The sequence below is a fragment of the Pseudomonas sp. NPDC087803 genome (assembly GCF_044742995.1).
In the GTDB taxonomy this organism is placed as follows: Bacteria; Pseudomonadota; Gammaproteobacteria; order Pseudomonadales; family Pseudomonadaceae; genus Aquipseudomonas.
On the sequence record NZ_JBIUVO010000024.1, the window covers coordinates 1 to 26,762 of the forward strand.

The 26,762-nt window shown below is 61.4% G+C and carries 21 protein-coding genes; 16 read left to right on the forward strand and 5 right to left on the reverse strand.

What is annotated here, in order from left to right:
- Both argF and ACIOUG_RS14500 read left to right on the forward strand, forming a co-directional pair.
- Nucleotides 1-857 (forward strand): ornithine carbamoyltransferase (gene argF, locus ACIOUG_RS14495; RefSeq protein ID WP_401066501.1); only part of this gene is annotated, 857 nt, incomplete at its 5' end.
- The gene (locus ACIOUG_RS14500; protein ID WP_401066502.1) at nucleotides 854-1,963 is read left to right on the forward strand and encodes an ABC transporter ATP-binding protein; all 1,110 of its coding nucleotides are present in this window, start codon (nucleotides 854-856) and stop codon (nucleotides 1,961-1,963) included. The genes argF and ACIOUG_RS14500, both read left to right, overlap by 4 nt.
- A gap of 120 nt (nucleotides 1,964-2,083) precedes the next feature.
- Here the strand turns inward: ACIOUG_RS14500 and ACIOUG_RS14505 are convergent, their stop codons facing one another.
- Nucleotides 2,084-2,866, reverse strand: coding sequence for a PhzF family phenazine biosynthesis protein (locus tag ACIOUG_RS14505; RefSeq protein ID WP_401066504.1), 783 nt, complete (start codon nucleotides 2,864-2,866; stop codon nucleotides 2,084-2,086).
- Nucleotides 2,867-2,962: 96 nt separating this feature from the next.
- Nucleotides 2,963-3,433 (reverse strand): Cys-tRNA(Pro) deacylase, encoded by a 471-nt coding sequence (gene ybaK / locus ACIOUG_RS14510; protein WP_025112386.1) that lies wholly within the window; start codon nucleotides 3,431-3,433, stop codon nucleotides 2,963-2,965.
- Nucleotides 3,434-3,796: 363 nt separating this feature from the next.
- Between ybaK and ACIOUG_RS14515 the strand changes: the two genes are divergently transcribed.
- The 11 genes from ACIOUG_RS14515 (at nucleotide 3,797) to ACIOUG_RS14565 (ending at nucleotide 16,399) form a co-directional block, all read left to right on the forward strand.
- Nucleotides 3,797-4,648, forward strand: a complete 852-nt coding sequence (locus ACIOUG_RS14515; protein WP_401066505.1) for an MIP/aquaporin family protein — start codon at nucleotides 3,797-3,799, stop codon at nucleotides 4,646-4,648.
- 78 nt (nucleotides 4,649-4,726) lie between these two features.
- Nucleotides 4,727-6,229 carry a glycerol kinase GlpK gene (gene glpK, locus ACIOUG_RS14520; protein ID WP_401066507.1) on the forward strand — a complete coding sequence of 501 codons (1,503 nt, stop codon included), beginning with the start codon at nucleotides 4,727-4,729 and terminating at the stop codon, nucleotides 6,227-6,229.
- A gap of 95 nt (nucleotides 6,230-6,324) precedes the next feature.
- Nucleotides 6,325-7,080: a DeoR/GlpR family transcriptional regulator gene (locus ACIOUG_RS14525; RefSeq protein ID WP_007916700.1), complete on the forward strand. Its 756-nt coding sequence runs from the start codon at nucleotides 6,325-6,327 to the stop codon at nucleotides 7,078-7,080.
- 245 nt (nucleotides 7,081-7,325) lie between these two features.
- Nucleotides 7,326-8,861 carry a glycerol-3-phosphate dehydrogenase gene (gene glpD / locus ACIOUG_RS14530; protein WP_401066508.1) on the forward strand — a complete coding sequence of 512 codons (1,536 nt, stop codon included), beginning with the start codon at nucleotides 7,326-7,328 and terminating at the stop codon, nucleotides 8,859-8,861.
- A gap of 487 nt (nucleotides 8,862-9,348) precedes the next feature.
- The gene (locus ACIOUG_RS14535) at nucleotides 9,349-10,275 is read left to right on the forward strand and encodes a glutamate/aspartate ABC transporter substrate-binding protein (RefSeq protein ID WP_258675878.1); all 927 of its coding nucleotides are present in this window, start codon (nucleotides 9,349-9,351) and stop codon (nucleotides 10,273-10,275) included.
- Nucleotides 10,276-10,466: 191 nt separating this feature from the next.
- On the forward strand, nucleotides 10,467-11,213 hold the full coding sequence (locus ACIOUG_RS14540; protein WP_401066510.1) for an amino acid ABC transporter permease: 747 nt from the start codon (nucleotides 10,467-10,469) through the stop codon (nucleotides 11,211-11,213).
- Nucleotides 11,213-11,884, forward strand: coding sequence for an amino acid ABC transporter permease (locus ACIOUG_RS14545; protein ID WP_003227756.1), 672 nt, complete (start codon nucleotides 11,213-11,215; stop codon nucleotides 11,882-11,884). The genes ACIOUG_RS14540 and ACIOUG_RS14545 overlap by 1 nt, the downstream gene beginning before the upstream one ends.
- Nucleotides 11,881-12,615: an amino acid ABC transporter ATP-binding protein gene (locus ACIOUG_RS14550; RefSeq protein ID WP_401066512.1), complete on the forward strand. Its 735-nt coding sequence runs from the start codon at nucleotides 11,881-11,883 to the stop codon at nucleotides 12,613-12,615. The genes ACIOUG_RS14545 and ACIOUG_RS14550 overlap by 4 nt, the downstream gene beginning before the upstream one ends.
- 219 nt (nucleotides 12,616-12,834) lie before the next feature.
- A complete protein-coding gene (locus ACIOUG_RS14555; protein WP_401066513.1) occupies nucleotides 12,835-14,736 on the forward strand; it encodes an ATP-binding protein in 1,902 nt (633 codons plus the stop codon).
- Entirely contained in the window at nucleotides 14,733-16,061 is a 1,329-nt protein-coding gene (locus ACIOUG_RS14560; protein WP_401066515.1) for a sigma-54-dependent transcriptional regulator, read from the forward strand. Before ACIOUG_RS14555 ends, ACIOUG_RS14560 begins: the two co-directional genes overlap by 4 nt.
- A gap of 8 nt (nucleotides 16,062-16,069) precedes the next feature.
- Nucleotides 16,070-16,399, forward strand: a complete 330-nt coding sequence (locus ACIOUG_RS14565; protein WP_401066562.1) for a GlpM family protein — start codon at nucleotides 16,070-16,072, stop codon at nucleotides 16,397-16,399.
- A gap of 93 nt (nucleotides 16,400-16,492) precedes the next feature.
- On the opposite strand, the gene ACIOUG_RS14570 is transcribed toward ACIOUG_RS14565, so the two are convergent.
- A complete protein-coding gene (locus tag ACIOUG_RS14570) occupies nucleotides 16,493-17,161 on the reverse strand; it encodes a DsbA family oxidoreductase (protein ID WP_401066517.1) in 669 nt (222 codons plus the stop codon).
- Between the two features lie 192 nt (nucleotides 17,162-17,353).
- Nucleotides 17,354-18,373: an alpha/beta fold hydrolase gene (locus tag ACIOUG_RS14575; RefSeq protein ID WP_401066519.1), complete on the reverse strand. Its 1,020-nt coding sequence runs from the start codon at nucleotides 18,371-18,373 to the stop codon at nucleotides 17,354-17,356.
- Between the two features lie 248 nt (nucleotides 18,374-18,621).
- On the opposite strand from ACIOUG_RS14575, the gene ACIOUG_RS14580 reads away from it, so the two are divergent.
- The 3 genes from ACIOUG_RS14580 (at nucleotide 18,622) to ACIOUG_RS14590 (ending at nucleotide 26,237) form a co-directional block, all read left to right on the forward strand.
- Entirely contained in the window at nucleotides 18,622-23,793 is a 5,172-nt protein-coding gene (locus tag ACIOUG_RS14580) for a dermonecrotic toxin domain-containing protein (protein ID WP_401066520.1), read from the forward strand.
- A gap of 121 nt (nucleotides 23,794-23,914) precedes the next feature.
- On the forward strand, nucleotides 23,915-24,832 hold the full coding sequence (gene metR / locus ACIOUG_RS14585; protein ID WP_401066521.1) for a transcriptional regulator MetR: 918 nt from the start codon (nucleotides 23,915-23,917) through the stop codon (nucleotides 24,830-24,832).
- Nucleotides 24,833-24,986: 154 nt separating this feature from the next.
- Nucleotides 24,987-26,237: a hypothetical protein gene (locus ACIOUG_RS14590; RefSeq protein WP_401066523.1), complete on the forward strand. Its 1,251-nt coding sequence runs from the start codon at nucleotides 24,987-24,989 to the stop codon at nucleotides 26,235-26,237.
- On the opposite strand, the gene ACIOUG_RS14595 is transcribed toward ACIOUG_RS14590, so the two are convergent.
- Entirely contained in the window at nucleotides 26,213-26,761 is a 549-nt protein-coding gene (locus tag ACIOUG_RS14595) for a GNAT family N-acetyltransferase (protein WP_401066524.1), read from the reverse strand. The genes ACIOUG_RS14590 and ACIOUG_RS14595 overlap by 25 nt on opposite strands.
- Nucleotide 26,762 lies beyond the last annotated feature (1 nt).

Below are 26,762 nucleotides of genomic sequence, written 5' to 3' on the forward strand. Positions count from 1 at the left end.
CACGAGGCGTAGAGCTCAAGGACCAGCCAAACCGCGCCGTACTGTTCGAGCCGCTGAAAAACCGCGTCCTGGGGATGATCTTCGAGAAATCCTCGACCCGTACCCGGATCTCCTTCGAGGCCGGCATGATCCAGCTCGGTGGCCAGGCGATCTTCCTCTCGCCACGCGACACCCAACTGGGCCGTGGCGAGCCGATCGGCGACTGCGCCATTGTCATGTCGAGCATGCTCGACGCGGTGATGATCCGTACCTTTGCCCACAGCACCCTGACCGAATTCGCCGCCAACTCGCGCGTGCCGGTGATCAACGGCTTGTCCGATGACCTGCACCCGTGCCAGTTGCTGGCCGACATGCAGACCTTCCTTGAGCACCGTGGCTCGATCCAGGGCAAGACCGTGGCGTGGATCGGCGACGGCAACAACATGTGCAACAGCTATATAGAAGCGGCGATCCAGTTCGACTTCCAGTTGCGCGTTGCCTGCCCGGAAGGTTACGAGCCGAATCCTGAATTCGTCGCCAAGGCCGGTGATCGCGTGACCATTGTCCGCGATCCGCAGGACGCCGTGCGCGGTGCGCATCTGGTGAGCACCGATGTCTGGACTTCGATGGGCCAGGAAGAGGAAACTGCCAAGCGCCTGAAGCTGTTCGCTCCGTTCCAGGTGACCCGCGCCCTGCTCGATCTGGCGGCCGAAGATGTGCTGTTCATGCACTGCCTGCCAGCGCACCGCGGTGAAGAAATCAGCCTCGACCTGCTTGATGACCCGCGCTCCGTCGCTTGGGATCAGGCAGAAAACCGTCTCCACGCACAGAAGGCCCTGCTCGAGTTCCTCGTTGAACCGGCATATCACCACGCATGAGCCATGAATTACTGCTGAACCTGCGCAACCTTGCTTGCGGCTATCAAGATCAACGCGTGGTGCAGAACCTCAATCTGCACCTCAACGCCGGTGACATCGGCTGCCTGCTCGGCTCGTCCGGCTGCGGCAAGACCACCACCCTGCGTGCCATCGCCGGTTTCGAACCGGTGCACGAAGGGGAAATCACTCTGGGCGGCGAAACCATTTCCAGCGCCGGATTCACCCTGGCTCCGGAGAAACGCCGGATCGGCATGGTGTTCCAGGACTACGCGCTGTTTCCGCACCTGAGCGTCGCAGACAACATCGCCTTCGGCATCCGCAAGCACCCGCACAAAGAGCGTGTCACCGAAGAGCTGCTGGAACTGGTCAACCTGAAGAACCTCGGCAAGCGCTTCCCGCACGAGCTGTCCGGCGGCCAGCAGCAACGCGTCGCCCTCGCCCGAGCGCTGGCACCGGAACCGCAACTGCTGCTGCTCGACGAACCGTTCTCCAACCTCGATGGCGAACTGCGGCGCAAGCTCAGTCACGAAGTGCGCGACATCCTCAAGGCCCGTGGCACCAGCGCGATTCTGGTGACCCACGACCAGGAAGAAGCCTTCGCCGTGAGCGACCACGTTGGTGTGTTCAAGGAAGGTCGGCTGGAGCAGTGGGACACGCCGTACAACCTCTACCACGAGCCGGCGACGCCGTTTGTCGCCAGCTTCATCGGTCAGGGTTATTTCATTCGCGGCCAGCTCGGCAGCCCTGAGTCGGTGCAGACCGAACTCGGCGAACTGCGCGGCAACCGGGCCTACACCTGGCCGGTGGGTGGTGCGGTGGACGTGTTGTTGCGTCCCGATGACATCGTTTATGCGCCGGACAGTGCGCTGAAAGCACGGATCGTCGGCAAGACCTTCCTCGGTGCTTCGACCCTGTATCGCCTGCAACTGCCGACCGGTGCGCAACTGGAGTCGATCTTCCCGAGCCATGCCGACCATCAGGTGGGTGCAGAGGTGGGGATTCGTGTTGCCGCCGAACACCTTGTCCTGTTCCAGGCCAGCGGCAGCACTGCTGCGCAAATCCCGGCTGCGGAAAACGGCGTTCGCCGCTACAGCACGGCACTCTGATCCGCCTCGGATAAAAACTGTGGGAGCGGGCTTGCTCGCGAATGCGCTATGTCAGACGACCTCTTTGTTGACTGACACAGCGCATTCGCGAGCAAGCCCGCTCCCACAATTGGTTTTGGGTCAGCCCAAAATCAGCGTACCGCTGGCCACCAGCGTCGCATTCCCGCCGATCTTCACCCGCTCCCCCTCCAGCCGACAGAACAACTCCCCGCCCCGCGCCGAACGCTGGCACGCGGTCAAACTGGATTTGCCCAGACGTTTCGACCAGTAGGGAATCAGGCTGCAATGCGTCGAGCCGGTGACCGGATCTTCATTGATGCCGATCGCCGGGGCAAAATAACGCGAGACGAAATCATGCTGATTGCCGCGCGCCGTCACGATAGCGCCGAGCCACGGCAGTTTCGCCAGCGCGACCATGTCCGGCTTGCAGTCGAGCACCGCCTGCTCCGACTCCAGCACCACAAACAATTCGTTGGAACCCAGCACATCCACCGCCTCGACGCCCAAGGCGCGCTCGACATCCAGCGTCACGCCAATCTCCGAAGGGACGATCGTCGGAAAATCCAGCCACAGCCGATCACCTTCGCGGCTGACGCTCAACGGTCCGGACTTGCAGACGAAGTCCAGACGCTCGGCGCTGTCCTTGTAGATCTCGAACAACACATGAGCACTGGCCAGCGTCGCATGCCCGCACAACGGCACCTCGGTAGTCGGGGTGAACCAGCGGATGTGCCACGCCGCGCCTTCGCGCACCACAAATGCGGTTTCCGCCAGATTGTGCTCGGCGGCGATCTTCTGCATCAGCTCATCGGCGAGCCATGCGTCGAGCCGATAAACCATCGCCGGATTGCCGCTGAACGGCCGATCACTGAACGCATCGACCTGATAAAACTCAAGTTGCATAACCTTCTCCCCCCAATCAGTGGGCAGAGCATGCAACGCGGGCCGGCTTAGCGCCAGTGACAGAACCGGCCAATTTTGTTCATTCAGTGCCGCACGTTACGCGCGGCCGATGTCGGCGAATCTGGCCTGAGTGTGTTCGGCCAGCACTGCAGGCGCCAACTCGACTTCCAGTCCGCGCCGGCCAGCACTGACATAAATAGTCGCAAAACCCTGGGCAGAGTTATCAATGAAGGTGCGCAGGCGTTTTTTCTGCCCCAGCGGACTGATACCGCCCAACAGGTAACCGGTGGAGCGCTGGGCGGCGGCGGGGTCAGCCATTTCAACTTTCTTGACCCCCGCTGCCTGTGCCAGGCCCTTGAGATCAAGGCTTCCGACGACCGGCACCACCGCCACCAGCAGTTCACCCTTTTCACTGGCGGCCAGCAGCGTCTTGAACACCTGCGCCGGCTCCAGCGCCAGTTTTTCTGCGGCCTCCAGCCCATAGGACGCGGCCTTGGGATCATGTTCGTAACTGTGCACGCGATGTTCGGCACGAACTTTTTTCAACAAGTCCAACGCAGGGGTCATGGCAGCTCCAGGCTCGGCATCAAGAGAAAAATCCTGCGCCGGATTTTAGGCCATCGCCTCGCAAAAGGCTCTAGCGCAAGCCCCATTTTCCGGGCTTTACCGGCGAATCGCCGGGCTATCGCCACGGTCATCTGCGGGATCATTCAGCAGGTTGATAGTTTAATTGTGACCGGTGGGTTCACTTTCGACCTTTGACAGGTTTGTTTCTTGTCTATATTTTTTCGAATCTGAATAATGTAAGAATTATCGTCACCGCAGCACCCAGCAGTAAACCGGGACCAGGATGGGGATCCTGCCCCGGGGAAAATCGCGCCTTGCCCTGACGGCAAATGCGCCAGACAACAACAAAAATCGAGGTTTTCAATGACAACTGCTTTACAGCAACCATCGCTTTCCGGCCAATGCCTGGCCGAGTTTCTGGGTACTGCACTGCTGATCTTTTTCGGCACCGGTTGCGTCGCTGCGCTCAAAGTCGCGGGTGCCAGCTTTGGCTTGTGGGAAATCAGCATCATCTGGGGCGTCGGCGTGAGCATGGCGATCTACTTGACCGCCGGGGTTTCCGGCGCGCACCTGAACCCCGCCGTGAGTATCGCCCTGAGCATTTTCGCTGACTTCGAAAAGCGCAAACTGCCGTTCTATATCCTGTCGCAGATCGCCGGCGCCTTCTGTGGCGCGCTGCTGGTCTACACGCTGTACAGCAACCTGTTCTTCGATTACGAACAAACTCACCAAATGGTTCGTGGTTCGGCTGCCAGCCTTGAGTTGGCGTCAGTGTTCTCCACCTTCCCCAATCCCGTGTTGTCGACCGCCCAGGCGTTCCTGGTCGAGATGATCATCACCGCGATCCTGATGGGCGTGATCATGGCCCTGACCGATGACAACAACGGTCTGCCGAAAGGCCCGATGGCTCCGCTGCTGATCGGTTTGCTGATTGCCGTAATCGGCAGCTCGATGGGCCCGCTGACCGGTTTTGCGATGAATCCGGCGCGTGACTTCGGTCCGAAACTGATGACTTTCTTCGCCGGCTGGGGTGAAATTTCCTTCACTGGCGGCCGCGATATTCCGTACTTCCTGATTCCGATTTTTGCACCGATTGTCGGTGCCTGCCTCGGCGCTGCCGGGTATCGCGGGCTCATCGCCCGTCACCTGACCGGCGCCACACCTGCTACAAAGGATGCAGAACCGGCCATTGACGGCAAACCAAGAACTTCTTGAAACAGTCGGCGCGGGCTCCTGCCCTTTTAGAGCCCGCGCCACGGCCCACTCTCCCTTATTTCGTCCAAGGCAATCGACATGACCGACATTCAGAATAAGAACTACATCATTGCCCTCGATCAGGGTACGACCAGCTCCCGCGCGATCATTTTCGACCGCGACGCGAACGTGGTCTGCACCGCCCAGCGCGAATTCGCCCAGCATTACCCGCAAGCCGGCTGGGTCGAACACGACCCGATGGAAATCTTCGCCACCCAGAGCGCGGTGATGGTCGAAGCACTGGCCCAGGCCGGTCTGCATCACGATCAGGTCGCGGCCATCGGCATCACCAACCAGCGTGAAACCACCGTGGTCTGGGACAAGACCACCGGCCGTCCGGTGTACAACGCCATCGTCTGGCAGTGCCGCCGCAGCACCGAGATCTGCCAGCAGCTCAAGCGCGATGGCCACGAAGAATACATTCGCGACAACACCGGTCTGGTCACCGACCCCTACTTCTCCGGCACCAAGCTGAAGTGGATCCTCGACAACGTCGAAGGCAGCCGCGAGCGTGCGCGCAACGGCGAACTGCTGTTCGGCACCATCGATAGCTGGCTGATCTGGAAATTCACCGGCGGCAAGGTGCACGTCACCGACTACACCAACGCCTCGCGCACCATGCTCTTCAACATCCACTCGCTGGAGTGGGATTCGAAGATGCTGGAAATCCTCGACATCCCGCGCGAGATGCTTCCGCAAGTGAAGGCTTCGTCTGAAATCTACGGTCGCACCAAAAGCGGCATCGCCATCGGCGGTATCGCCGGTGACCAGCAGGCGGCACTGTTCGGCCAGATGTGCGTCGAGCCGGGTCAGGCGAAAAACACCTACGGCACCGGCTGCTTCCTGCTGATGAACACCGGCGACAAAGCGGTGAAATCGCAGCACGGCATGCTCACTACCATCGCTTGCGGCCCGCGTGGCGAAGTGGCTTACGCCCTGGAAGGCGCAGTGTTCAACGGCGGCTCGACCGTGCAGTGGCTGCGTGATGAACTGAAGATCGTCAACGACGCTCACGACACCGAATACTTCGCCAATAAAGTGAAGGACAGCAACGGCGTGTACCTGGTACCGGCGTTCACCGGTCTCGGTGCTCCGTACTGGGACCCGTATGCCCGTGGCGCACTGTTCGGCCTGACGCGCGGTGTGCGCGTGGATCACATCATCCGCGCCGCACTTGAGTCGATCGCCTACCAGACCCGCGACGTGCTCGACGCCATGCAACAGGACTCCGGCGAACGCCTCAAAGCCCTGCGTGTGGACGGCGGCGCGGTCGCGAACAACTTCCTCATGCAGTTCCAGGCCGACATCCTCGGCACTCAGGTCGAGCGTCCGCAAATGCGCGAAACCACCGCGCTGGGCGCAGCCTATCTGGCCGGTCTGGCCTGCGGTTTCTGGGGCAGCCTGGACGAACTGCGCGGCAAGGCCGTCATCGAGCGTGAGTTCGAACCGAGCCTGGACGAAGCCGAGAAAGAGAAGCTGTACAAAGGCTGGAAAAAAGCCGTCAGCCGCACCCGTGACTGGGCGCGTGAAGACGCTGAATAAGCCAACCTGAGTACTTGTAAAGGCATGTAACTGGTCGGGAGGAGATTCCTGCGGCATCATGGGCAAATTTTGCACGGCAGCCCAAAGGAAGCCCCATGAATCTGCCTCCCCGTCAGCAGCAAATCCTCGAGCTGGTCCGCGAACGCGGCTATGTGAGCATCGAGGAAATGGCCACGCTGTTCGTTGTTACCCCGCAAACCATCCGCCGCGATATCAATCAGCTCGCGGAAGCCAATCTGTTGCGTCGCTACCATGGCGGCGCGGCCTATGATTCCAGCGTCGAAAACACCGCCTATGCGATGCGCGCCGATCAGATGCGCGATGAAAAACAACGCATCGGCGAAGCCATTGCCGCACAGATCCCCGATCACGCCTCGCTGTTCATCAACATCGGCACCACCACCGAATCGATTGCCCGCGCCCTGCTCAATCACAACCACCTGAAGATCATCACCAACAACCTGCACGTCGCCTCGATGCTGAGTGCCAAGGATGACTTCGATGTGCTGCTGACCGGCGGCAACGTACGCCGGGACGGCGGTGTGGTGGGTCAGGCGAGCGTGGACTTCATCAATCAGTTCAAGGTCGATTTCGCGCTGGTGGGTATCAGCGGCATCGACGAAGACGGGAGCCTGCTCGACTTCGATTATCAGGAAGTGCGCGTGTCGCAGGCGATCATCGCCAATGCGCGACAGGTGATTCTGGCGGCGGACTCGAGCAAGTTCGGTCGTAACGCGATGATTCGCCTGGGGCCGATCAGCCTGATCGACTGCCTGGTGACCGATCAGCAACCGGTGCCGGCACTGGCGCAACTGTTGAGCCAGCACAAGATTCGCCTGGAAGTCGTTTAACCGCGCAAGATCAAAAGATCGCAGCCTGCGGCAGCTCCTACATGGGTTCATTTGACCTGTAGGAGCTGCCGCAGGCTGCGATCTTTTGCTTTTAATGTTCGAAAATTTTCTTTTAACCGTCCTTCGATGAGTTTTTTCAATCGAACGTGACTGGCTGTGCGCGTCTTTATGGGCTACCATTTTCGCAAATGAACATTAATGTTCGATTTCCAAGACAGAAAATCAAAAGAGCCCGAGGCCAGCCGATGTCCACATCTACCTTGCGTACGCCCCCTATCTCCGAGATCTACGACCTCGCCGTCATCGGCGGCGGGATCAATGGCGTGGGGATCGCAGCGGATGCCGCCGGTCGCGGTCTCTCGGTGTTCCTTTGCGAAAAGGATGATCTGGCCAGCCACACTTCGTCGGCCAGCAGCAAGCTGATCCACGGTGGCCTGCGCTACCTCGAACATTACGAATTCCGTCTGGTGCGTGAAGCGCTGGCCGAGCGCGAAGTGTTGCTGGCCAAGGCACCGCACATCGTCAAGCCGATGCGCTTCGTGCTGCCGCACCGTCCGCACCTGCGTCCGGCGTGGATGATCCGCGCCGGCCTGTTCCTTTACGACAACCTTGGCAAGCGCGAAAAACTGCCAGGTTCGAAAAGCCTGAAGTTTGGTGCCGACAGCGCACTGAAAAGCGAAATCACCAAAGGCTTCGAATACTCCGATTGCTGGGTCGATGACGCCCGCCTCGTCGTTCTGAACGCCATGGCCGCCCGGGAAAAAGGCGCTCATGTGCACACCCAGACCCGTTGCGTCAGCGCCCGCCGCGCCAAAGGCCTGTGGCACCTGAACCTGGAACGCGCCGATGGCAGCCTGTTTTCGATCACTGCCAAAGCCTTGGTGAACGCCGCCGGCCCGTGGGTCGCCAAGTTCATCCGTGACGACCTGAAGATGGAATCGCCGTACGGCATCCGTCTGATTCAGGGCAGCCACATCATCGTGCCGAAACTCTACGAAGGCGATCACGCGCACATCCTGCAAAACGAAGATCAGCGCATCGTCTTCACCATTCCGTACCTGAACCACTTCACCCTGATCGGCACCACCGACCGTGAATACACCGGCGATCCGGCGAAAGTGGCGATCACCGACGGCGAAACCGATTACCTGCTGAAAGTGGTCAACGCGCACTTCAAGAAGCAGATCAGCCGCGACGATATCCAGCACAGCTACTCGGGCGTGCGCCCGCTGTGCAACGACGAGTCCGACAACCCGTCCGCCGTGACCCGCGATTACACCCTGGCCTTGTCTGGCGGTGGCGAAGAGGCACCGCTGCTGTCGGTGTTTGGCGGCAAGCTGACCACCTACCGCAAACTCGCCGAGTCGGCGATGGCCCAACTGATGCCGTACTTCACCCAGATGCGCCCGAGCTGGACTGCCACCGCCACCCTGCCCGGCGGCGAAGACATGACCACCCCGCAAGCCTTGAGCGCGCAGATCCGCGACAAGTTCGACTTCGTCCCGACCGAGATCGCCCGCCGCTGGGCCACCACCTACGGCAGCCGCACCTGGCGCATGCTCGAAGGCGTCGAGTCGCTGAATGACATGGGCGAACACCTCGGCGGCGGGCTCTACACCCGCGAGGTCGATTACCTGTGCAGTGAAGAATGGGCGACCACCGCGCACGACATCCTGTGGCGCCGCAGCAAGCTGGGCCTGTTCACCACCCCGGCCGAGCAGGAAAAACTGGCGGCGTACCTGGGCAAGGTCGAGCAGAACCGCAAGATTGAAGCGGCGTGACTTGAACATCGCTTAAAACGAAGCCCCTGAATCTCACGATTCAGGGGCTTTTTTGCTCGTGACTTACTTTGCCTGCACTAACCCTGTGGCGAGGGGATTTATCCCCGATGGACTGCGAAGCGGTCCCCCGCCTTTGCGCTAAAAGAAGGCCGCTTCGCGACCTATCGGGGATAAATCCCCTCGCCACAGGGTTATGCGGGCGAGCATCAATATGAGGGCAGCGATTAAAAGATCGTTCGGTTTTCCGAACGCGACCTCCCGGTCAATTCGGATAACCGGATCAGTTTCCGCCAAAAACACCATCACAAAACTTTAATAACCTTACAAATCAAGCGATTAGACACCAGCGACTGCTCTGGCACGACTCATGCTCTACACTCTCTCGACGAATGCCTGCCGTGCCAACACTTCAGGAGCCGTCAGGCATTCGAAGCACAAAAGGGCCGACAAACTGGCTCCATAAAAAAAACAATTCGAGGAAAATTTGATGCGCATCGTTCCCCATATCCTGGGTGCAGCCATTGCTGCCGCTCTGATCAGCACACCAGTTTTCGCCGCCGAACTCACCGGCACCCTGAAGAAAATCAACGATTCCGGCACCATCACGCTCGCTCACCGCGACAGCTCCATCCCGTTTTCCTACATCGCGGATGCTTCCGGCAAACCCGTGGGCTACTCCCACGACATTCAAGTGGCCATCGTTGAAGCCCTGAAAAAAGACCTGAACAAGCCAGACCTGCAGGTCAAGTACAACCTGGTGACCTCGCAAACCCGTATCCCGCTGATCCAGAACGGCACCGCGGATATCGAGTGCGGCTCCACCACCAACAACGCCGAACGCGCCCAGCAGGTCGATTTCACCGTCAACATCTTCGAAATCGGCACCCGTCTGCTGGTCAAGAAAGACAAGGATGGCAAGCCGTCCTACGCTGACTTTGCCGACCTCAAAGGCAAAAACGTCGTGACCACCGCCGGCACCACGTCCGAGCGCATCATCAAAGCGATGAACGCCGACAAGCAGATGGGCATGAACATCATCTCCGCCAAAGACCACGGCGAATCCTTCAACATGCTGGAAAGCGGCCGCGCCGTTGCCTTCATGATGGACGACGCGCTGCTGGCCGGTGAAGAAGCCAAGGCCAAGAAGCCGGACGACTGGGTCATCACCGGTACGCCGCAGTCCTTCGAAGCCTACGCGTGCATGGTTCGCAAGGACGACCCGGCCTTCAAGAAGGCTGTGGATGACGCCATTGTCGGCCTGTACAAATCCGGCAAGATCAACGAGATCTACAAGAAGTGGTTCGAAACCGCGATCCCGCCAAAAGGCCTGAACCTGAACTTCCCGATGAGCGACAAGGTGAAAGAGCTGATCGCCAATCCAAGCGACAAGCCTGCGCCTGACGTAAAAATCTGATTCCTGACTGACCTGTCGTCTGAGGGCGCAACCGCCCTCAGACGTCTGTTACTACCTGCTGGCTTTACAGTGGAACACTCGACCTGGCGGTTTTCGAGCCGATCGCGTGTGCCCGGCGTTCAACGTCGGGAGGGAACGGATTTTCCCCAAGCGGGTGCTTGTACATTGATCGTTCTCGAGGGGAGACCCTAATGAATTACAACTGGGACTGGGGCGTGTTCTTCAAGTCCACCGGCGTCGGCAGCGAGACTTATCTCGACTGGTACGTCACCGGTCTGGGCTGGACCATCGCCATCGCCATCGTGGCGTGGATTATCGCCTTGCTGCTGGGCTCCATTCTGGGGGTCATGCGCACCGTGCCGAACCGCCTCGTATCGGGCATCGCGACCTGCTACGTGGAACTGTTTCGCAACGTGCCGCTGCTGGTTCAGCTGTTCATCTGGTACTTCCTGGTACCCGACCTGCTGCCGCAGAACCTGCAGGACTGGTACAAACAGGATCTGAACCCGACAACCTCGGCCTACCTGAGCGTCGTCGTGTGCCTGGGCCTGTTCACCGCTGCCCGGGTCTGCGAGCAAGTGCGCACCGGCATCCAGGCGTTGCCGCGTGGCCAGGAATCCGCCGCCCGCGCCATGGGTTTCAAGCTACCGCAGATCTACTGGAACGTGCTGCTGCCCCAGGCCTACCGCATCATTATTCCGCCGCTGACCTCGGAATTCCTCAACGTCTTCAAGAACTCCTCCGTGGCGTCCTTGATCGGCCTGATGGAACTGCTGGCGAAAACCAAGCAGACCGCCGAATTCTCGGCCAACCTGTTTGAAGCCTTCACCCTGGCCACGCTGATCTACTTCACCCTGAACATGAGCCTGATGCTGCTGATGCGCATGGTCGAGAAGAAAGTCGCGGTGCCCGGCCTGATCTCCGTGGGGGGTAAATAATGGACTTCGATTTCAGCGGCATCATCCCCGCGATCCCGGGCCTGTGGAACGGCATGGTCATGACCTTGCAGTTGATGGTCATGGGCGTGGTCGGCGGCATCGTGTTGGGGACCATCCTCGCGCTGATGCGCCTGTCGTCGAGCAAACTGCTGTCGCGGGTGGCCGGCGCCTATGTGAACTACTTCCGCTCGATCCCGCTGCTGCTGGTGATCACCTGGTTCTACCTGGCGGTGCCGTTCGTGCTGCGCTGGATCACCGGCGAAGACACCCCGATCGGTGCGTTCACCTCCTGCGTCGTGGCCTTCATGATGTTCGAAGCCGCGTACTTCTGTGAGATCGTCCGGGCCGGCGTGCAGTCGATCCCCAAAGGCCAGATGGCCGCGGCCCAGGCGATGGGCATGACCTATGGCCAGACCATGCGTCTGATCATCCTGCCCCAGGCGTTCCGCAAGATGACCCCGTTGCTCCTGCAACAGTCGATCATCCTGTTCCAGGACACCTCGCTGGTCTACACCGTGGGCCTGGTGGACTTCCTCAACTCCGCGCGCTCCAGCGGCGACATCATCGGTCGTTCCAACGAGTTCCTGATCTTTGCCGGTGTCGTCTACTTCATCATCAGCTTTTCCGCCTCGCTGCTGGTCAAGCGTCTGCAAAAAAGGTTTGCCGTATGATCTCCATCAAGAACATCAACAAGTGGTATGGCGACTTCCAGGTGCTGACTGATTGCAGCACCGAGGTCAAGAAAGGCGAAGTGATCGTGGTCTGCGGCCCGTCGGGTTCGGGCAAGTCGACCCTGATCAAGTGCGTCAACGCGCTGGAGCCGTTCCAGAAGGGCGATATCGTCGTCGACGGCACCTCGATTGCCGACTCCAAGACCAACCTGCCGAAACTGCGTTCGCGCGTCGGCATGGTGTTCCAGCATTTCGAGCTGTTCCCGCACCTGACCATCACCGAGAACCTGACCATCGCGCAGATCAAGGTGCTCGGTCGCAGCAAGGAAGAAGCGACCAAGAAAGGTCTGCAACTGCTCGAGCGCGTCGGTCTGTCGGCGCACGCCCACAAGCATCCGGGACAACTGTCCGGCGGTCAGCAGCAGCGTGTGGCGATTGCCCGTGCGCTGGCAATGGACCCGATCGTCATGCTGTTCGACGAACCGACCTCGGCGCTCGATCCGGAAATGGTCAACGAAGTGCTCGACGTGATGGTGCAACTGGCCCATGAGGGCATGACCATGATGTGCGTGACCCACGAAATGGGCTTCGCTCGCAAAGTGGCTGACCGCGTGATCTTCATGGACGCCGGCAAGATCATCGAGGACTGCCCGAAAGAGGAATTCTTCGGCGACATCAGCGCCCGCTCCGAACGCGCGCAGCACTTCCTCGATAAAATCCTGCAGCACTAAAAGCAACACACCGAACTCTGTGGCGAGGGAGCTTTGTGGCGAGGGGATTTATCCCCGATGGGCCGCGAAGCGACCCCAGCATTTCAAAATCAAACCGCATCTGCCGGTTTGACGACTGCTTCGCAGCCGATCGGGGATAAATCCCCTCGCCACAGGTTCCAGGCTCGACCAAACCAGTGCGTCGTCCGCGGCAGCGCTGGTTGACCCAAGGCAACTGTGATGAAATGCGACCCCAATCTCTATCGCGCCGCGCCGCCATCACTTGCCGTGAAGCCTCGTCTGATCCGTCATTTGTTCCTGCCGCCGCTGATCATCGTTCTGATGATCGGACTGGGTTACGCCGGTTTCTGGACCAGTGAACATTTCGGCATCCGCAGCCTCAGCGAAAACGGCCAGCGTCAGCTCGAACTGCACGCGCGCACGGTTGAAAGCGAGATCAGCAAATACACCTACCTGCCGAGCCTGCTGGAACTGGAAACCAGTGTCCCGCAACTGCTGGCCGACCCGACCCCGGAACACCGGCAAACGGTCAACGCTTACCTTGAAGGCCTGAACCGGCGCAGCCGCAGTCGGGCCATCTACGTCATGGACACCACCGGCCGCGTGATGGCCACCAGTAACTGGCGCGACGTCGACAGTTACCTCGGTGAAGACCTGTCCTTTCGCGCCTACTTCCAGAAAGCCGTGCGCGGCGAACCCGGGCGTTTCTACGGGATCGGCAGCACCAGCGGCGAACCCGGCTACTACCTTGCCCATGGCCTGGAAGAACACGGCAAGATCATTGGCGTCGCCGTGGTCAAGGTGCGCCTCGAAGCGCTGGAAGAGCGCTGGCAACGGGCGCGCCTGGAAGCCTTCGTCAGCGACGAGAACGGCATCATCATTCTCTCCAGCGATCCGGCTCGCCGCCTCAAGTCTGTAGTACCGCTGAGCGATGAAACCAAAGAAAAACTCGCGCGCAGCCTGCAGTACTACTGGTTCCCGCTCAACGAACTGCAACCGCTGGCCCGCGAAACCCTGGCCGAAGGCGTGGAAAAACTGACCTTCCCGGCCAACAGTGAACTGAGCGCCGATGACGACAGCATCAGCTATCTGGCGCAGACCCGGCCGCTGAGCGACACACCGTGGAATTTCACCCTGCTCACGCCGTTGCAGGACTTGCGCCGTGAAGCGATCAATCAGGGCATTCTGGTGGCGGTGGCCTTCGCCTTGGTGGCGTTCCTGCTGATCGCCTGGAACGAACGGCGCAAAGTCATCGCCACCCGCCTCGCCGCCCGCGAAGCCTTGCAGGAAGCCAACAATCAACTGGAGCGTCGGATTACCGAACGCACCGGCGACCTGCGTGCCAGCAACGAACGGCTCAAGAGTCAGATCCGTGAACGGCGCCAGGCCGAAGAGACCCTGCGCCGCGCCCAGGACGAACTGGTGCAGGCCGGCAAACTCGCAGCCATCGGCCAGATGTCGACCAGCATCGCCCACGAACTGAACCAGCCGCTGGCGGCGATGCGCACCCTGTCCGGCAACACCATTCGCTTTCTGGAACGCGGCCAGCTCGACGTCGCCAGCACCAACCTCAAGACCATCAACGACCTGATCGACCGCATGGGCCGGATCACCGCCAGCCTGCGTTCGTTCGCCCGGCGCGGCGACGACAAAGGCCAGGCCAGTCTCGGCAAAGCGGTGGATGCGGCGCTGCAATTGCTCGGCGCGCGGGTCGAGAGCATGGCACTGCAACTGCACCGACAGTTCAGCGACGTCCAGGTGCAGATAGACCAGACTCGCCTCGAGCAGATTCTGGTCAACCTGATCGGCAACGCCCTCGACGCCATGCAGGCGCAACCCGCGCCGCAACTGTGGCTGGAAGGCGAAGAGTTCAACGGTAAATATCGCCTGCGGGTGCGCGACAACGGCCACGGTGTCGATGCCGAGGCGCGCAAGCATCTGTTCGAACCATTCTTCACCACCAAACCCGGCGAGCAGGGTCTGGGCCTCGGCCTGACCCTTTCCGCCAGCCTCGCGGCCGCCACCGGCGGACATCTGGGTGTCGAGCACCCGGCCAGCGGTGGCACCACCTTCGTCCTCAGTTTACCGTTGGTAAGCCCTACTCCTGCCGAGCCAATATGAACCACGACCTTAGTGTGCTGATCGTCGAAGACGACCCCCATGTGCTGCTCGGTTGCCAGCAGGCGCTGACCCTGGAAGACATTCCCTGCGTCGGCGTCGGCAGTGCCGAAGAAGCGCTGGAGCGGGTCGGCGACAACTTTGCCGGGATCGTCATCAGCGATATTCGCCTGCCCGGCATGGATGGTCTGGAACTGCTGACCCGCCTCAAGCAACGCGACCGCAGTCTGCCGGTGGTGTTGATCACCGGTCATGGCGATATCTCCATGGCGGTCGGCGCGATGCAGAAAGGCGCTTACGATTTCATGGAAAAACCGTTCTCGCCGGAACGGCTGGTGGACGTCGCCCGTCGCGCGCTGGAGCAACGCAGCCTCGCCCGGGAAGTGTCTTCGCTGCGCCGGCAACTGGCCGAACGTGATTCCCTCGAAGGCCGGATCATCGGTCGCTCGCCGGCGATGCAGAACCTGCGCGAACTGATCGCCAACGTCGCTGACACCTCGGCCAACGTGCTGATCGAAGGCGAAACCGGTACCGGCAAGGAACTGGTCGCCCGTTGCCTGCACGACTTCAGTCGCCGCCACACCCGGCAATTCGTCGCGCTGAACTGCGGCGGCCTGCCGGAAAACCTCTTCGAAAGCGAGATCTTCGGTCACGAGGCCAACGCCTTCACCGGCGCCGGCAAACGGCGCATCGGCAAGATCGAACACGCCGACGGCGGCACGCTGTTCCTCGATGAAGTGGAAAGCATGCCCCTGCCCTTGCAGATCAAACTGCTGCGCGTGTTGCAGGAACGCACCCTCGAACGCCTCGGCTCGAACCAGAGCGTCGCGGTGGATTGCCGGGTGATCGCGGCGACCAAGTCCGACCTCGACGAAGCGAGCAAGGCCGGCGAGTTTCGCAGCGACTTGTACTACCGCCTCAACGTGGTGACCCTGGAACTGCCGCCGCTGCGCGAACGCCGTGAAGACATCCTGCAACTGTTCGAACATTTCACCCAGCAATCGGCACTGCGTTTCGACCGCGCCTTGCCTGAGTTGGACAACCAGACCCTGTCGAACCTGATGAGCCACGACTGGCCGGGCAACGTACGTGAACTGCGCAACGTCGCCGAACGCTTCGCCCTCGGCCTGCCGGCGTTCAAGAAGTCCGGCGCCGGCAACAGCGGTCAGGGTCTGGCGTTTGCCGAAGCGGTGGAAGCTTTCGAGCGCAACCTGCTCAACGATGCCTTGCAACGCAGCGGCGGCAACCTGACTCAGGCCAGTCTGGAGCTGGGCATGGCCAAGACCACGCTGTTCGATAAAGTGAAAAAGTACGGGTTGAGCCACTGATGGATCTGATTCTCAAAGCAGCACTTGGCGCGGCAGTGGTGGTGATTCTCGCCGCACTGTCGAAGACCCGAAACTATTACATCGCCGGGCTGGTGCCGCTGTTTCCGACCTTCGCACTGATCGCCCATTACATCGTCGGCAACAGCCGGTCGATCGACGATCTGAAGGCAACCATCGTCTTTGGCATGTGGTCGATCATTCCGTACTTCATCTATCTGGCGACGTTGTACGTGATGGTTGACCGCATGCGCCTGGAGGCGTCACTCGCCGTGGCCGTCGTCGCATGGCTGATCGCCGCCAGCGTGCTGGTCTCGGTGTGGGTGCGGCTGCACAGCTGATCCCTGTAGGAGCTGCCGCAGGCTGCGATCTTTTGATCCTGCTCTTTAAAGACAAAAGATCGCAGCCTGCGGCAGCTCCTACAGGGTTGGCATTCAGTTGTTGACGGTGCCGCCCCGGGTTTCACTGATGATCTGCCGGATCGCTCTGACAAAGGTGTCCACCGGTTGCCCGCCCGTGACCGCATATTGACCGTTGAACACCACGGTCGGTACCGAACTCACGCCGCGTTGCAGCCATAGCTGCTCTTCTGCACGCACCTCATCGGCAAACTCGTCGGAGGCCAGAATCACATCGGCACGTTGCCGATTCAGGCCCACGCTTTCCGCGACCTGCGCCAGCTGCGCATGATCGGACGGATTACCGCCATCGGTGAAATAGGCCTTGAACAGCGCCTCTTTCAACGGCAACTGCAACCCCTCAAGCCCGGCCCAATGCAACAGACGATGGGCGTCGAAGGTGTTGTAGATGCGGCTGTTGCCATCGGTGCGAAAGGCAAACCCGACCTCGGCGCCACGGGCACGAATCGCTTCGCGGTTTTTCTGTGACTGCTCCGGGGTCGAACCGTACTTTTCGCTAATGTGTTCGGTGATGTTCTGCCCATCCGGGCCCATCTTCGGGTTCAGTTCGAACGGCTGGAAATGAATCTCGGCCTGCACTTCATCGCGCAGAATCTGCAGTGCTTGCAGCAGGCTGTTCAGACCGACGACGCACCACGGGCAGGAAACGTCGCTGACAAAATCGATGTTCAAAGCGGAATTCATTACACACCTCGCGGGCAGATCACACATCGCAAAGTCTGAAAGATACACCTGTAGGAGCTGCCGAAGGCTGCGATCTTTTGATCTTCAAAAGCAAAAGATCGCAGCCTTCGGCAGCTCCTACAGAGAATGCTTGCCAATGTGGGAGCGGGCTTGCTCGCGAAGAGGCCCGAATCAACACCGCCAAAACCTCGCCTACAGCAGGTTACCGCTCGCCACCGGCTCGATCTGCGCCCAGTGCGAAGTGTCTTCACGGTGCTGTTGCAGATACGGCAACACCGCCGCCAGCAACGGCGCCTTGAACGCCTCTTGAAAACGGTGAGCCAGACCGGGAATCAGCTTCAACTGACTGCCGCGAATATGCGCCGCCAGGTGCACGCCGTGCATCACCGGCAACAGCGGATCGGCCGTGCCGTGTACCACCAGTGTCGGCACCCGCAGTTGATTGAGCAAGGTGACCCGGCTCGGCTCGGCAAGGATCGCCATGATCTGGCGTTTCACGCCTTCAGGATTGAACGCCCGGTCGTAGGCCACCGCTGCCTGATGCAGCAAGGCCTGGCGGTCATCAGTGACTGACGGGCTGCCCAGCGCCGCCAACAGATCAGCCTGCTGCTCCAGCGCCACTTCGCGATTCGGTGCGCCACGCCGCGCCAGCAATTGCACCAGCGCCGCACTCGGCGCCGGCAAACCTTCGGCGCCGGAACTGGTCATGATCAGCGTCAGACTCTCCACCCGCTGTGGCGCCATCGCCGCCAGATGCTGGGCGATCATCCCGCCCATGCTCGCGCCCAGTACGTGAAACTGGTCGACGTGCAGCGCGTCCATCAAACCCAGCGCGTCGTCGGCCATGTCTGTCAGCGAGTACGGCGCCGATACCGGCAGGCCGAGCTTGTAGCGCAGCACTTCAAAGGTCAGGTTGGCCTCGGCCGGTGCCTGACGCCAGGTCGACAGACCGACATCGCGGTTGTCGTAACGGATCACCCGAAAGCCTTGCTGACACAGCGCGACCACCACTTCGTCCGGCCAGTGGATCAGTTGTCCACCCAGGCCCATCACCAGCAGCAATGCCGGATCCGAGGCACGGCCGATGCTCTGGTACGCCAGGCTCACCTGTGCCAGATCGACCCGTTCGGTCGGTACATTGACGTCGCAACGCGAAGCCGCCATCGACGGCAGGCCGAACAACAGCGCGGCCAACAGAACAAATAAACGCATGAAGAAACACCGAAACGCAGAACCCCAGTAGAGCGCGAGTCTGATGAAGTTTGTTCAAGCGCGCTGCCACAGTTGCGTGACAGTTTGATGAAGATTGCCAAGCGGTCGCCTGCGGGCAGCGAAACAATCTGCAACCAGACCGCTGCCAGAGCGATATCCCGCTACCGCACCCGCCTCGGACACCTGCCTTCTAATGGCTGCAAATCCGGCTCAGCCCGGTCTTTCAAGCCAATTGGAGCCTTGTCGTCATGTTCGACCTCCCCATCCCTGCCCCGGTCGATTTCGGCCTCGCGCAGCCACTGCCCGGACACCTCGATCAAAACCTTCAGCAGCAAGCCAGCGCACTGTTGCGCGACTGTCACCGTCAGTGGCTGGAACTGCTGGCGCAGACCCCGCGTACCGACTGGGAGCAACGCGCCACCGGCACAGTTTTTTCGCGCCGGGAGCAAGCGCTGATCCTCTACCGCGAGCATTTCGAAGCGAGCTGCCTGAGCGCCTGCGCGCAAGGCAAGCTGCAAACCGCGCCCGTACAGACGCTGCTGGCGAGCGTGGCGCCCGGGGCCGCCAGCAGCGCTGTGGTTTTCCGCCAGCCACTGCTCAAGCGCAGCGATGCCAGCCTGGTCACGCTGCCCGGCGCTCTGCTGATTCGACTCGATTGCGCCAGTCATCTGGTGTATTGGCCGGCGCACTCACCAGCGCTGCAACTGTTCGAGCAACAGGCCGATCTGCAGCGCTGGCTTATCAGCCACTGCCAGCAGCACAGTCGGCAGCCACGGCTGGAGGCGGTGACGCTGGAGGAAGTCGAGCTTGCCGAGGATCCGCTGCGACTGAACCTGCAACCGCTGTTTGCGCACGCAGTGTCGACAGCCACATGGCTCGACGTTCAGGGACTGATCGGCGCCGCGCCGCCGGCAATCGAGGTCTCGCCAATGGACGACGACCCGGCGCTGTTCGGCCTGTTGACCCCGGACATTCCCTTCAGCCAGCGCAGTCAGGCACTGGCGGTTGAACGGCGCGCGCTTGAACAGGTGCTCGGCGACGCCGCGGCGGCGCAACTGCACAGCGCGCAACGCCAGCAACTGGCGCAACATTTCGACGCCCTGAGCGCGGCCCGGCACGCCAGCCACGAGGCAGCCACGGCGCTGCTCGGCAGCCACGACCCGCTGAGCATGCTCGAACTGCGTCATGCCGGCAACGTGCAATACCAGGCCCTGCTGCAAGCCCGGATCGCCGGGCTGCGCGCCGAGGTCGAGCTGCAACGGGCACTGGGACACCTGACAGGCGAGGAGCATCAACGGCTCACCGCGTTGCTGGATGCACCGGATCGAACGCTGCCAGCGGCCACCCTGACCGTCGTGCGCGTAGCGTTGTCGACGGCAGACCACGACGCACACCCTGTCGAACCTCTGCAAGGCGTGCTGATCATCGCGGCGCCTTCGGCGCTGGCGGCGGATTCGCCTGACAGCCTGTTGCTGTACTGGCCCGGCCAGTCTGGCGGGCTGCAACGCTTCACCTCGCGTCAGGCGCTGGAGCAGAACCTGTTCAGGCGCGCAGCCGACGACCGCGTACTGAGCCTGCACCTGACGCCACTCACGGGCAACCCGCTGGCCTGGTCCCTTGAGCAGCAGCTCTATGAATGTGAACAACAGGCCGCCACGATCCTGCGCGACAACCCGCTGCCCACGCATGCCAGCGAGCGCAAAACAGCCATGGAAAAGCTGCGCGAACAACACTTGCCGCGCCTGACCGTGGCCATGGCCCGGGCTCGCGAACGGGCCTGGGCCGAGCGCCAGGAGCAAGACCACAGCGCCGCGCTGGCCGGCAACCTGCCGCCGTGGTTCGACCGACTGGATGATCTGCGCCGCACGCACATCAAGGCGTTGATCAGCCGCTACCTGATCGCCATGCAACGCGCCCATGCCTTGCTCGAACGGGAGTTGCCACCACGCCAGGTCTTTGCCGAAAAACGTATCGACGCGCGCTTGCGCCACGACTTTGCACTGGCAAAAAGCGTGCGTGTGAGCCTCGACCTGCCGGACTCCACAACCTGGCAAAAAGTCCCGATCGAGGGTGCCGCGCCCGGCACCCCACAAAGCGGTGTCCTGATCGCCAGCGCCGAACGCGGCGACCTCAGCCTGGAACAACTGGCCCAGGACAACATCGACCAGGACATGTGGTTGCGCCTGTCGTTCATGCGGGTCAAGGTCAGCGCCGAGGACGACGGTGATCGCCAGCGTATCGAGGCGGGCATCAAACCGGTCTATCTGCGCCAACTGGTGACGGACCTGGATCTGCCCGGACGCTATGAAACCCTGATTCGCCAGACGTTTTTCGGCACCTCGACAGAACCCGCGTTCACCCAGGCCTGGCGCCGCGAATGCCTGAGCGAGCCGTGGCGCCTGATGCTCGGACTGCAGGGTGAATTCGCCTTGCTGCAACAGCACATCGACAGTGCCGGCCATGCCGTGCTGAAGATCGCCATCGACGCGGCAACGGCCCAGGCTTATGCCGTCGATGGCAAACGCATCGCCTTGCTGCCGGTGCACCTGACGGTCGGCGGAGCGGATACCGCGCATCAGGGACCGAGCACCCTCGCCGGCGTCACCTTCATCGTCGAGCAGGTCAGTGGCCTGACCCTGTTGTACCTGCCCGACAGCAGCGACGCGATCTTCCTGCGGCAGTACGCAACGCTGGAGCAGGCGCGCCTGGATCTGTTCCGCCGGTGCGTGGACAGCCATCTGGTCAACTACCTCGCCGGGCGTGCCGTGAGCGGCGATTTCGCCAGCCATGTGAGCCGGATCAACCAGGCGCAACTGCGCAACTTCGATGCCCTGATCGGCGTCGGCATGGCCTGGCCGGCGACCACTTCGCTGGCCAGTCATCTGCTGAACGTGCACATGGGCCGCTTGCTGGAAGCCCATCGCAGCAGTTCGCGCTCCAACGATGCGTTGTTTCTGGAGCACAGTGCGCTGCAGTCCGGCGCGCTGTTCAACTACCTGAAAATGGCCATCGGCATGCTGCCGTTCGTTGGTGCAGCGGTGGCCCTGTATGACGCCTGGCACAGCGCCAACCTCGCCGTCGCGGCGTTCTTGCGCGGTGAGCTCGGCCACGGACTGGCGGAAGTGGAAATGGTCCTGCTGTCACTGATCGACGCCGCCATGGACGTGCTCCCGGGCACCGTCAACGCCCCCGTCGCCGCACGCCTGGCAACCCGTCAGCGGCAACACGCGTCACTGGGCAGATCGGCCGCAGGGCGCACCTCCTGGCAGTGGTCGCGCCAGTCGCTTGACCGCTTCAAGGGCTACGAGTACGAACACGAGATTTCCCTGGCCGGGCTACACCCGGAGAGCCATGGCGTTTACCGCAACGTGTACCGCCATGCCGAAGGCGATTTCATCATGCGTCTGGGCCGCATCTATCGCGTCCAGCTCAGCGACCAGCCACGCGGCTGGCGCCTGTACGGGACGTGGATACGTGGCTACAAACAGCCGATCGCCCTCGACGAGCATGGTCAGTGGAACACCCATTACGCCGTGTATGGCACCGTGATGGACGGCGGCGGCGCAGGCGGTGGTGCGGCGCTCGGGCATCTGGCCAATGGCCTCGACCCGCTCTGGCCCGAAGCCATCCGCCAATGGCTGCCGCGCTGGTGGACCGACCGGCAATTGCGTCGGCAACTGACCCTGACCAACACCGCCGACGCCTACACCCGGCGCCTCGACACCCAGACACGCGCCTCCAATCAGTTGCTGGAGAACTACCAGAAACTCGACAGCGCCCAACGCCAGCCCTTACAGGCAGGTGTCGACGCGGCGTGTGTCAGTGACATCGACGTGGCCACCGCGCAATACCAGAACCTTGCCGAACTGCTGCCCCTGAGCCACGGCCGCAAGCGTCTGCAGATTGAAGACATCCAGAGCCGCTGCGCCTGGATCGTGGTCGATCGTGCCATTCAGCGTGTCACCGTGGCCCGTGACCGCCTGCTCGAACACCTGAACCGGGTCGATGCACTGGTCGCCGAATCCGACGTCACGCCCTATGACCATACCCTCGCCCACCTCAAGCTCATGGCCCGGCGCAAGGAAGTCCGCAAGGACTTCCTCAAGGAGTTCGACCATCTGCACGGGATCACCGAACAGGCCAACCTGTGGAACAGCCGCATCACCAACCGGGCGCAGAAAGCCCGGATGGCCACCGACATGGCAGCCCTCAATCACAAGCTCGGTGAACACGCGCACTATTACCTGAGGACCGCGCACCTGCTGGAAATCATTACCCGCTATGACGCGGTCGATGATCTGTCGTGGATCTATTTCCACACGCAGTTGAAAGAGGCCCGGGTAAAAGTCGGGCGCGCACTGCTGACTCAGCATCATCTGCCCGAAGTCAGCGCCAGCCTTGCCCAGCGCAATCGCGTGATTGAGGAGTGCCTGCACATCTACGCCGGCTTCCGACGTCAATTGAACGCCTGGACGCTCGGCTATCCGCAGCACCTGGACCTGGGTGAAGTCACGGCGTTTCTCGACGGTCTGACCACAGTGGAGACCCATGCGCGCCAGGCCATCAAGCAGCGCCCGCCGATCAAGCCCAAAGAGGCCGGTGGCAAGCAATTGTTCGAGACCGAAGACAACCAGTTGCTGATCGGTACCGAAAGCATCGACGCCGGCACCCGGGAAAAACGCTTCACCGTCGAGGGCCTCGACGGTTTTCGCGAAACCTGGCTGCCGCGCTCGAGCGGCAAGTATCACCTGCAGACGCAACCGGCTGATGCCGCCCCGACGCTGCCCGGCGATGCCCGCCCCTTGCTGGCCGAAGCGCGGCAACGGCTCGCGGCGGTGACGGCATACAGCAACAAGGTCAGCGGCTATGCCCGGCAAGACATGCTCCCGGTGGACCTGGAGCACATGCTGGTCAGCGAAGCGACGGAGTTGAGTACCCGGGCACGCAACATCGAACGGCTATCGCCGACCGAGCCGGTGATTGTGCAATTGCACACCAGGGCCGGCGAGTTGCAACGGGCCGGGCGCACCCTGCGCATCGACCAGACCTTGCGCAGCAAGACCCCCGGCGAAGGTTATCTGGACTACCTGCTGCAGCAGCAAGTGGTGGATATCCGCAAGGAAGGTGCGCGTCGGGCACTGGGCAAACGCACGGACGGACGCAAGGACTTCCTCCAGGAATACGAGGTACGCGACCTCACCTCCAATCCGCCGCGCACGCTGTGGTACGCGCACTTTCACTACACCTCGGACAAAGTGCCCTTCGAGGACTTCGTCAAAGCGCATCTGAAACTGCCTGAGCAACGCAATCTCGGCCTGCAATGGCAGCAGGCCCAGGCTGCCGGCGGCGCACAGGTCGAAGCGATCTGGCGCGGCGACATCGGTAAACCGCTGGGCCTCCGGCATTTCGCCGACCTTTAGGGCAAAAAGCGGCGGGGCACTGGCTGTGCCCCGCTGCTGCCTGAGCTGTCGACAGCGCCGCCAACATGAGACAAACTCACCACCTTCGAATTTGTCACAAATTTTCCTCATGGGGCCAGCCGTGCTTGAAATCCGTCACCTGAAAACCCTGCACGCCCTGCGCGAGGCCGACAGTCTGGTCGATGCCGCCGACCGCCTGCACCTGACCCAGTCGGCACTGTCGCACCAGTTCAAGGAGCTGGAGGAACGCATGGGCATGCCATTGTTCGTGCGCAAGACCAAACCGGTGCGTTTCACCAGCGCCGGCCTGCGCCTGCTGCAACTGGCCGACGCGACCCTGCCGCTGCTGCGCGCCGCCGAACGCGACATCAGTCGTCTGGCCGGCGGCACTGCCGGGCGCCTGCACATGGCGATCGAGTGTCACAGCTGTTTCCAGTGGCTGATGCCGACCATCGACCAGTTCCGCGACGCCTGGCCCGAAGTCGAACTCGACCTCGCCTCGGGCTTCTCCTTTGCCCCGCTGCCGGCACTGGCCCGTGGCGATCTGGATCTCGTGGTGACCTCCGATCCGCTGGACATCGCCGGCATCACCTACGTGCCGCTGTTCACTTACGAAGCGATGCTTGCGGTGGCCAACCAGCACGCGCTGGCGAGCAAACCCTATATCGTCGCCGAAGACCTGCTGACGGAGACGCTGATCACCTACCCGGTGGAACGCGATCGGCTGGACATCTTCACCCGTTTCCTCGAACCGGCCGACATCGAACCGGCGCAGGTGCGCACCTCGGAATTGACGGTGATGATGATGCAATTGGTCGCCAGCGGCCGTGGCGTGTGCGGCATGCCGCACTGGGCGCTGCATGAATACAGTTCGCGCGGCTACGTGAAGGCCAAGCGCCTGGGCGAAAAAGGTCTGTTTGCCACGCTGTACGCGGCGATTCGCGCGGACATGCTGGATGCACCGTACATGCGTGACTTCCTCCTGACCGCCAAGGACACCTCGTTCTCGACGCTGGATGGCGTCAGCGCGGTGCGCTGACCCTGAAAGGCTGCGAACTTTTGCTCTGAGGGGATGACCGCTGGTCTTGAAATACCGTTCACCTGTCAGATCTGACAGGTGACACAGCTTTACCCTCGCGCTCTGATGGTGTCTGCCGCCACAACGCTTCAGGCACAACAGCCGAGGACAGAAGATGAACAGCAACCTCAACTCTCCCCAAGCCGACGCAGCGCTCAAGCTATTTCCCATGTTGATCCCGGGGTGGAAGGAATCGGTTCTGCCGGCAGGGAAGTACCATGCGGGCATTCCATCGCGCATTTACTCGCCGTCCACGCCTCTGTACATGGTGATCGACCCGGCCCTGACATTCTCGACGACGCTGGCCGTCGGAGACTCTGTCCACGTCTATGTCAACGACCAGCCGACTGACGCAATTACGCAGATCAGGGAGGGCGAGGAAAACCAGCGGATAGAAATCGACTTGAAATGGGGATGGATGAAGGAAGGCCTCAATACTATGTTTTATCGGATGACCCGCCCCAGCGGGAACTACGCCGACTCAGAACCGGTACTGAACCTGCTGTTCCATTATCCGGTCTCCGACATAACGGTCAGCCATCCGCCCAGCCTCGGCCCGACACAACCGGCCACATTGACCCTGACCCGCACCTACCCGCGCGACTACGACCGGGTGACACTGACCATAGGCACCTGGAGTAAAAACATTGCCAATGTGCCTGCGGACAAATCGTTCACCTACACCCTGACCGACGCCGACCTCCGGCAAATCGGTGGCGGTACCCATCCGGTCAGTGCACGGTTGGTGGATCAACTGGACAACATCAGCCTGTCGCCGATCGGTTCGGTCACCCTCTGGCAGGATCACTACACATCACTGGCGGACACTTACAACGGCTGGGTTGCCTATACCGCAGCCCGTTCCGGATCTATCCGCGAGTTCCCCATGAACAATCAACCGGTCACGGCTTTTTTCAATTTCACCGCCGACGCAGGCCCGCCGACCGGCTTCGCCGGGGTCGTCCTGTATCGCGACTTCACCTTCGTCCCCGGGCAATACCGGTTCACCTTCGAAGGCACGCATGTTGCCGACAGCCCCAACCCGTCGCTGGTCAACCCGATCCTGTGCGCCGAAGACCCGGAACGCAATGGCGATCGCCGAGAAGTGCCGAAGAATGGCATCTGGTACCTGTTTTTAAAGACATTCACCATTACCACGCAGCAGACGGCACGGCTGTACATCAGCAACTACCAGGACGGCAGTAACGGCAATGACTTCGGCTTGCGCAACATCAAAGTCGAACAACTCAACAGTTCTGGCGGAATCATGAGCGCGTTTGCAGCCGAACCCGAACTGCCGCTTTACACCGGGGAAAAGCTGCCGATCGAGTACCCTCCTGTTCAATCGCCGGACAAGAAGGAATAAGGTGCTTCGCCCCTGTCCTGCGACACGGTTATTTCGCGCCACATATGGATCTTGTCGAAATAATCCTCACCCACCCGTACAGCCAGCGGCTCCAGTCCGAACTGGATGAAGCCGCAGCGCTGGTACAGCTTGAACGCCGCATCGTTGCCGGCAGTGACGGTCAACTGGATCAGTTTCAGCGCCGGATGGTTTTGTGCTTCGGCGATGGCGGCCTCGACCAGTTTCTGCCCCAGACCGTGCTGGCGAAAATCGGCTGACACGTACATGCCGAACAAGGTCGATTTGTGCCTGGCCTTTTCCCGCGGTTCGAAGGCCAGGCCGACAATACCGGCGAGTGCACCGCCCTCGAACGCGCCAATGACCACATCGAGCTTGCTGGTGAGTCGCCCTTCCCACCAGCTCAACGGCATCACCGCGCGCTCGCGCACACTGGACGTGAAGGCTTGCGGATGACGGTCATAGGCTTCGAGCATCAACTCGCGGTAGGCCAGGGCGTGACTGGCGTCCAGTCGCTCGATCCACATG

Coding starts and splice junctions, on each gene's coding strand:
- ACIOUG_RS14545 (WP_003227756.1), top strand. CDS start 11,213: ATGGACTTCGATTTCAGCGGCATCATCCCCGCGATCCCGGGCCTGTGG.
- ACIOUG_RS14555 (WP_401066513.1), top strand. CDS start 12,835: ATGAAATGCGACCCCAATCTCTATCGCGCCGCGCCGCCATCACTTGCC.
- ACIOUG_RS14500 (WP_401066502.1), top strand. CDS start 854: ATGAGCCATGAATTACTGCTGAACCTGCGCAACCTTGCTTGCGGCTAT.
- ACIOUG_RS14570 (WP_401066517.1), bottom strand. CDS start 17,161: ATGAATTCCGCTTTGAACATCGATTTTGTCAGCGACGTTTCCTGCCCG.
- ACIOUG_RS14595 (WP_401066524.1), bottom strand. CDS start 26,761: ATGTGGATCGAGCGACTGGACGCCAGTCACGCCCTGGCCTACCGCGAG.
- ACIOUG_RS14540 (WP_401066510.1), top strand. CDS start 10,467: ATGAATTACAACTGGGACTGGGGCGTGTTCTTCAAGTCCACCGGCGTC.
- ACIOUG_RS14505 (WP_401066504.1), bottom strand. CDS start 2,866: ATGCAACTTGAGTTTTATCAGGTCGATGCGTTCAGTGATCGGCCGTTC.
- ACIOUG_RS14590 (WP_401066523.1), top strand. CDS start 24,987: ATGAACAGCAACCTCAACTCTCCCCAAGCCGACGCAGCGCTCAAGCTA.
- ybaK (WP_025112386.1), bottom strand. CDS start 3,433: ATGACCCCTGCGTTGGACTTGTTGAAAAAAGTTCGTGCCGAACATCGC.
- ACIOUG_RS14580 (WP_401066520.1), top strand. CDS start 18,622: ATGTTCGACCTCCCCATCCCTGCCCCGGTCGATTTCGGCCTCGCGCAG.
- glpD (WP_401066508.1), top strand. CDS start 7,326: ATGTCCACATCTACCTTGCGTACGCCCCCTATCTCCGAGATCTACGAC.
- ACIOUG_RS14550 (WP_401066512.1), top strand. CDS start 11,881: ATGATCTCCATCAAGAACATCAACAAGTGGTATGGCGACTTCCAGGTG.
- ACIOUG_RS14560 (WP_401066515.1), top strand. CDS start 14,733: ATGAACCACGACCTTAGTGTGCTGATCGTCGAAGACGACCCCCATGTG.
- ACIOUG_RS14525 (WP_007916700.1), top strand. CDS start 6,325: ATGAATCTGCCTCCCCGTCAGCAGCAAATCCTCGAGCTGGTCCGCGAA.
- glpK (WP_401066507.1), top strand. CDS start 4,727: ATGACCGACATTCAGAATAAGAACTACATCATTGCCCTCGATCAGGGT.
- ACIOUG_RS14515 (WP_401066505.1), top strand. CDS start 3,797: ATGACAACTGCTTTACAGCAACCATCGCTTTCCGGCCAATGCCTGGCC.
- ACIOUG_RS14575 (WP_401066519.1), bottom strand. CDS start 18,373: ATGCGTTTATTTGTTCTGTTGGCCGCGCTGTTGTTCGGCCTGCCGTCG.
- ACIOUG_RS14535 (WP_258675878.1), top strand. CDS start 9,349: ATGCGCATCGTTCCCCATATCCTGGGTGCAGCCATTGCTGCCGCTCTG.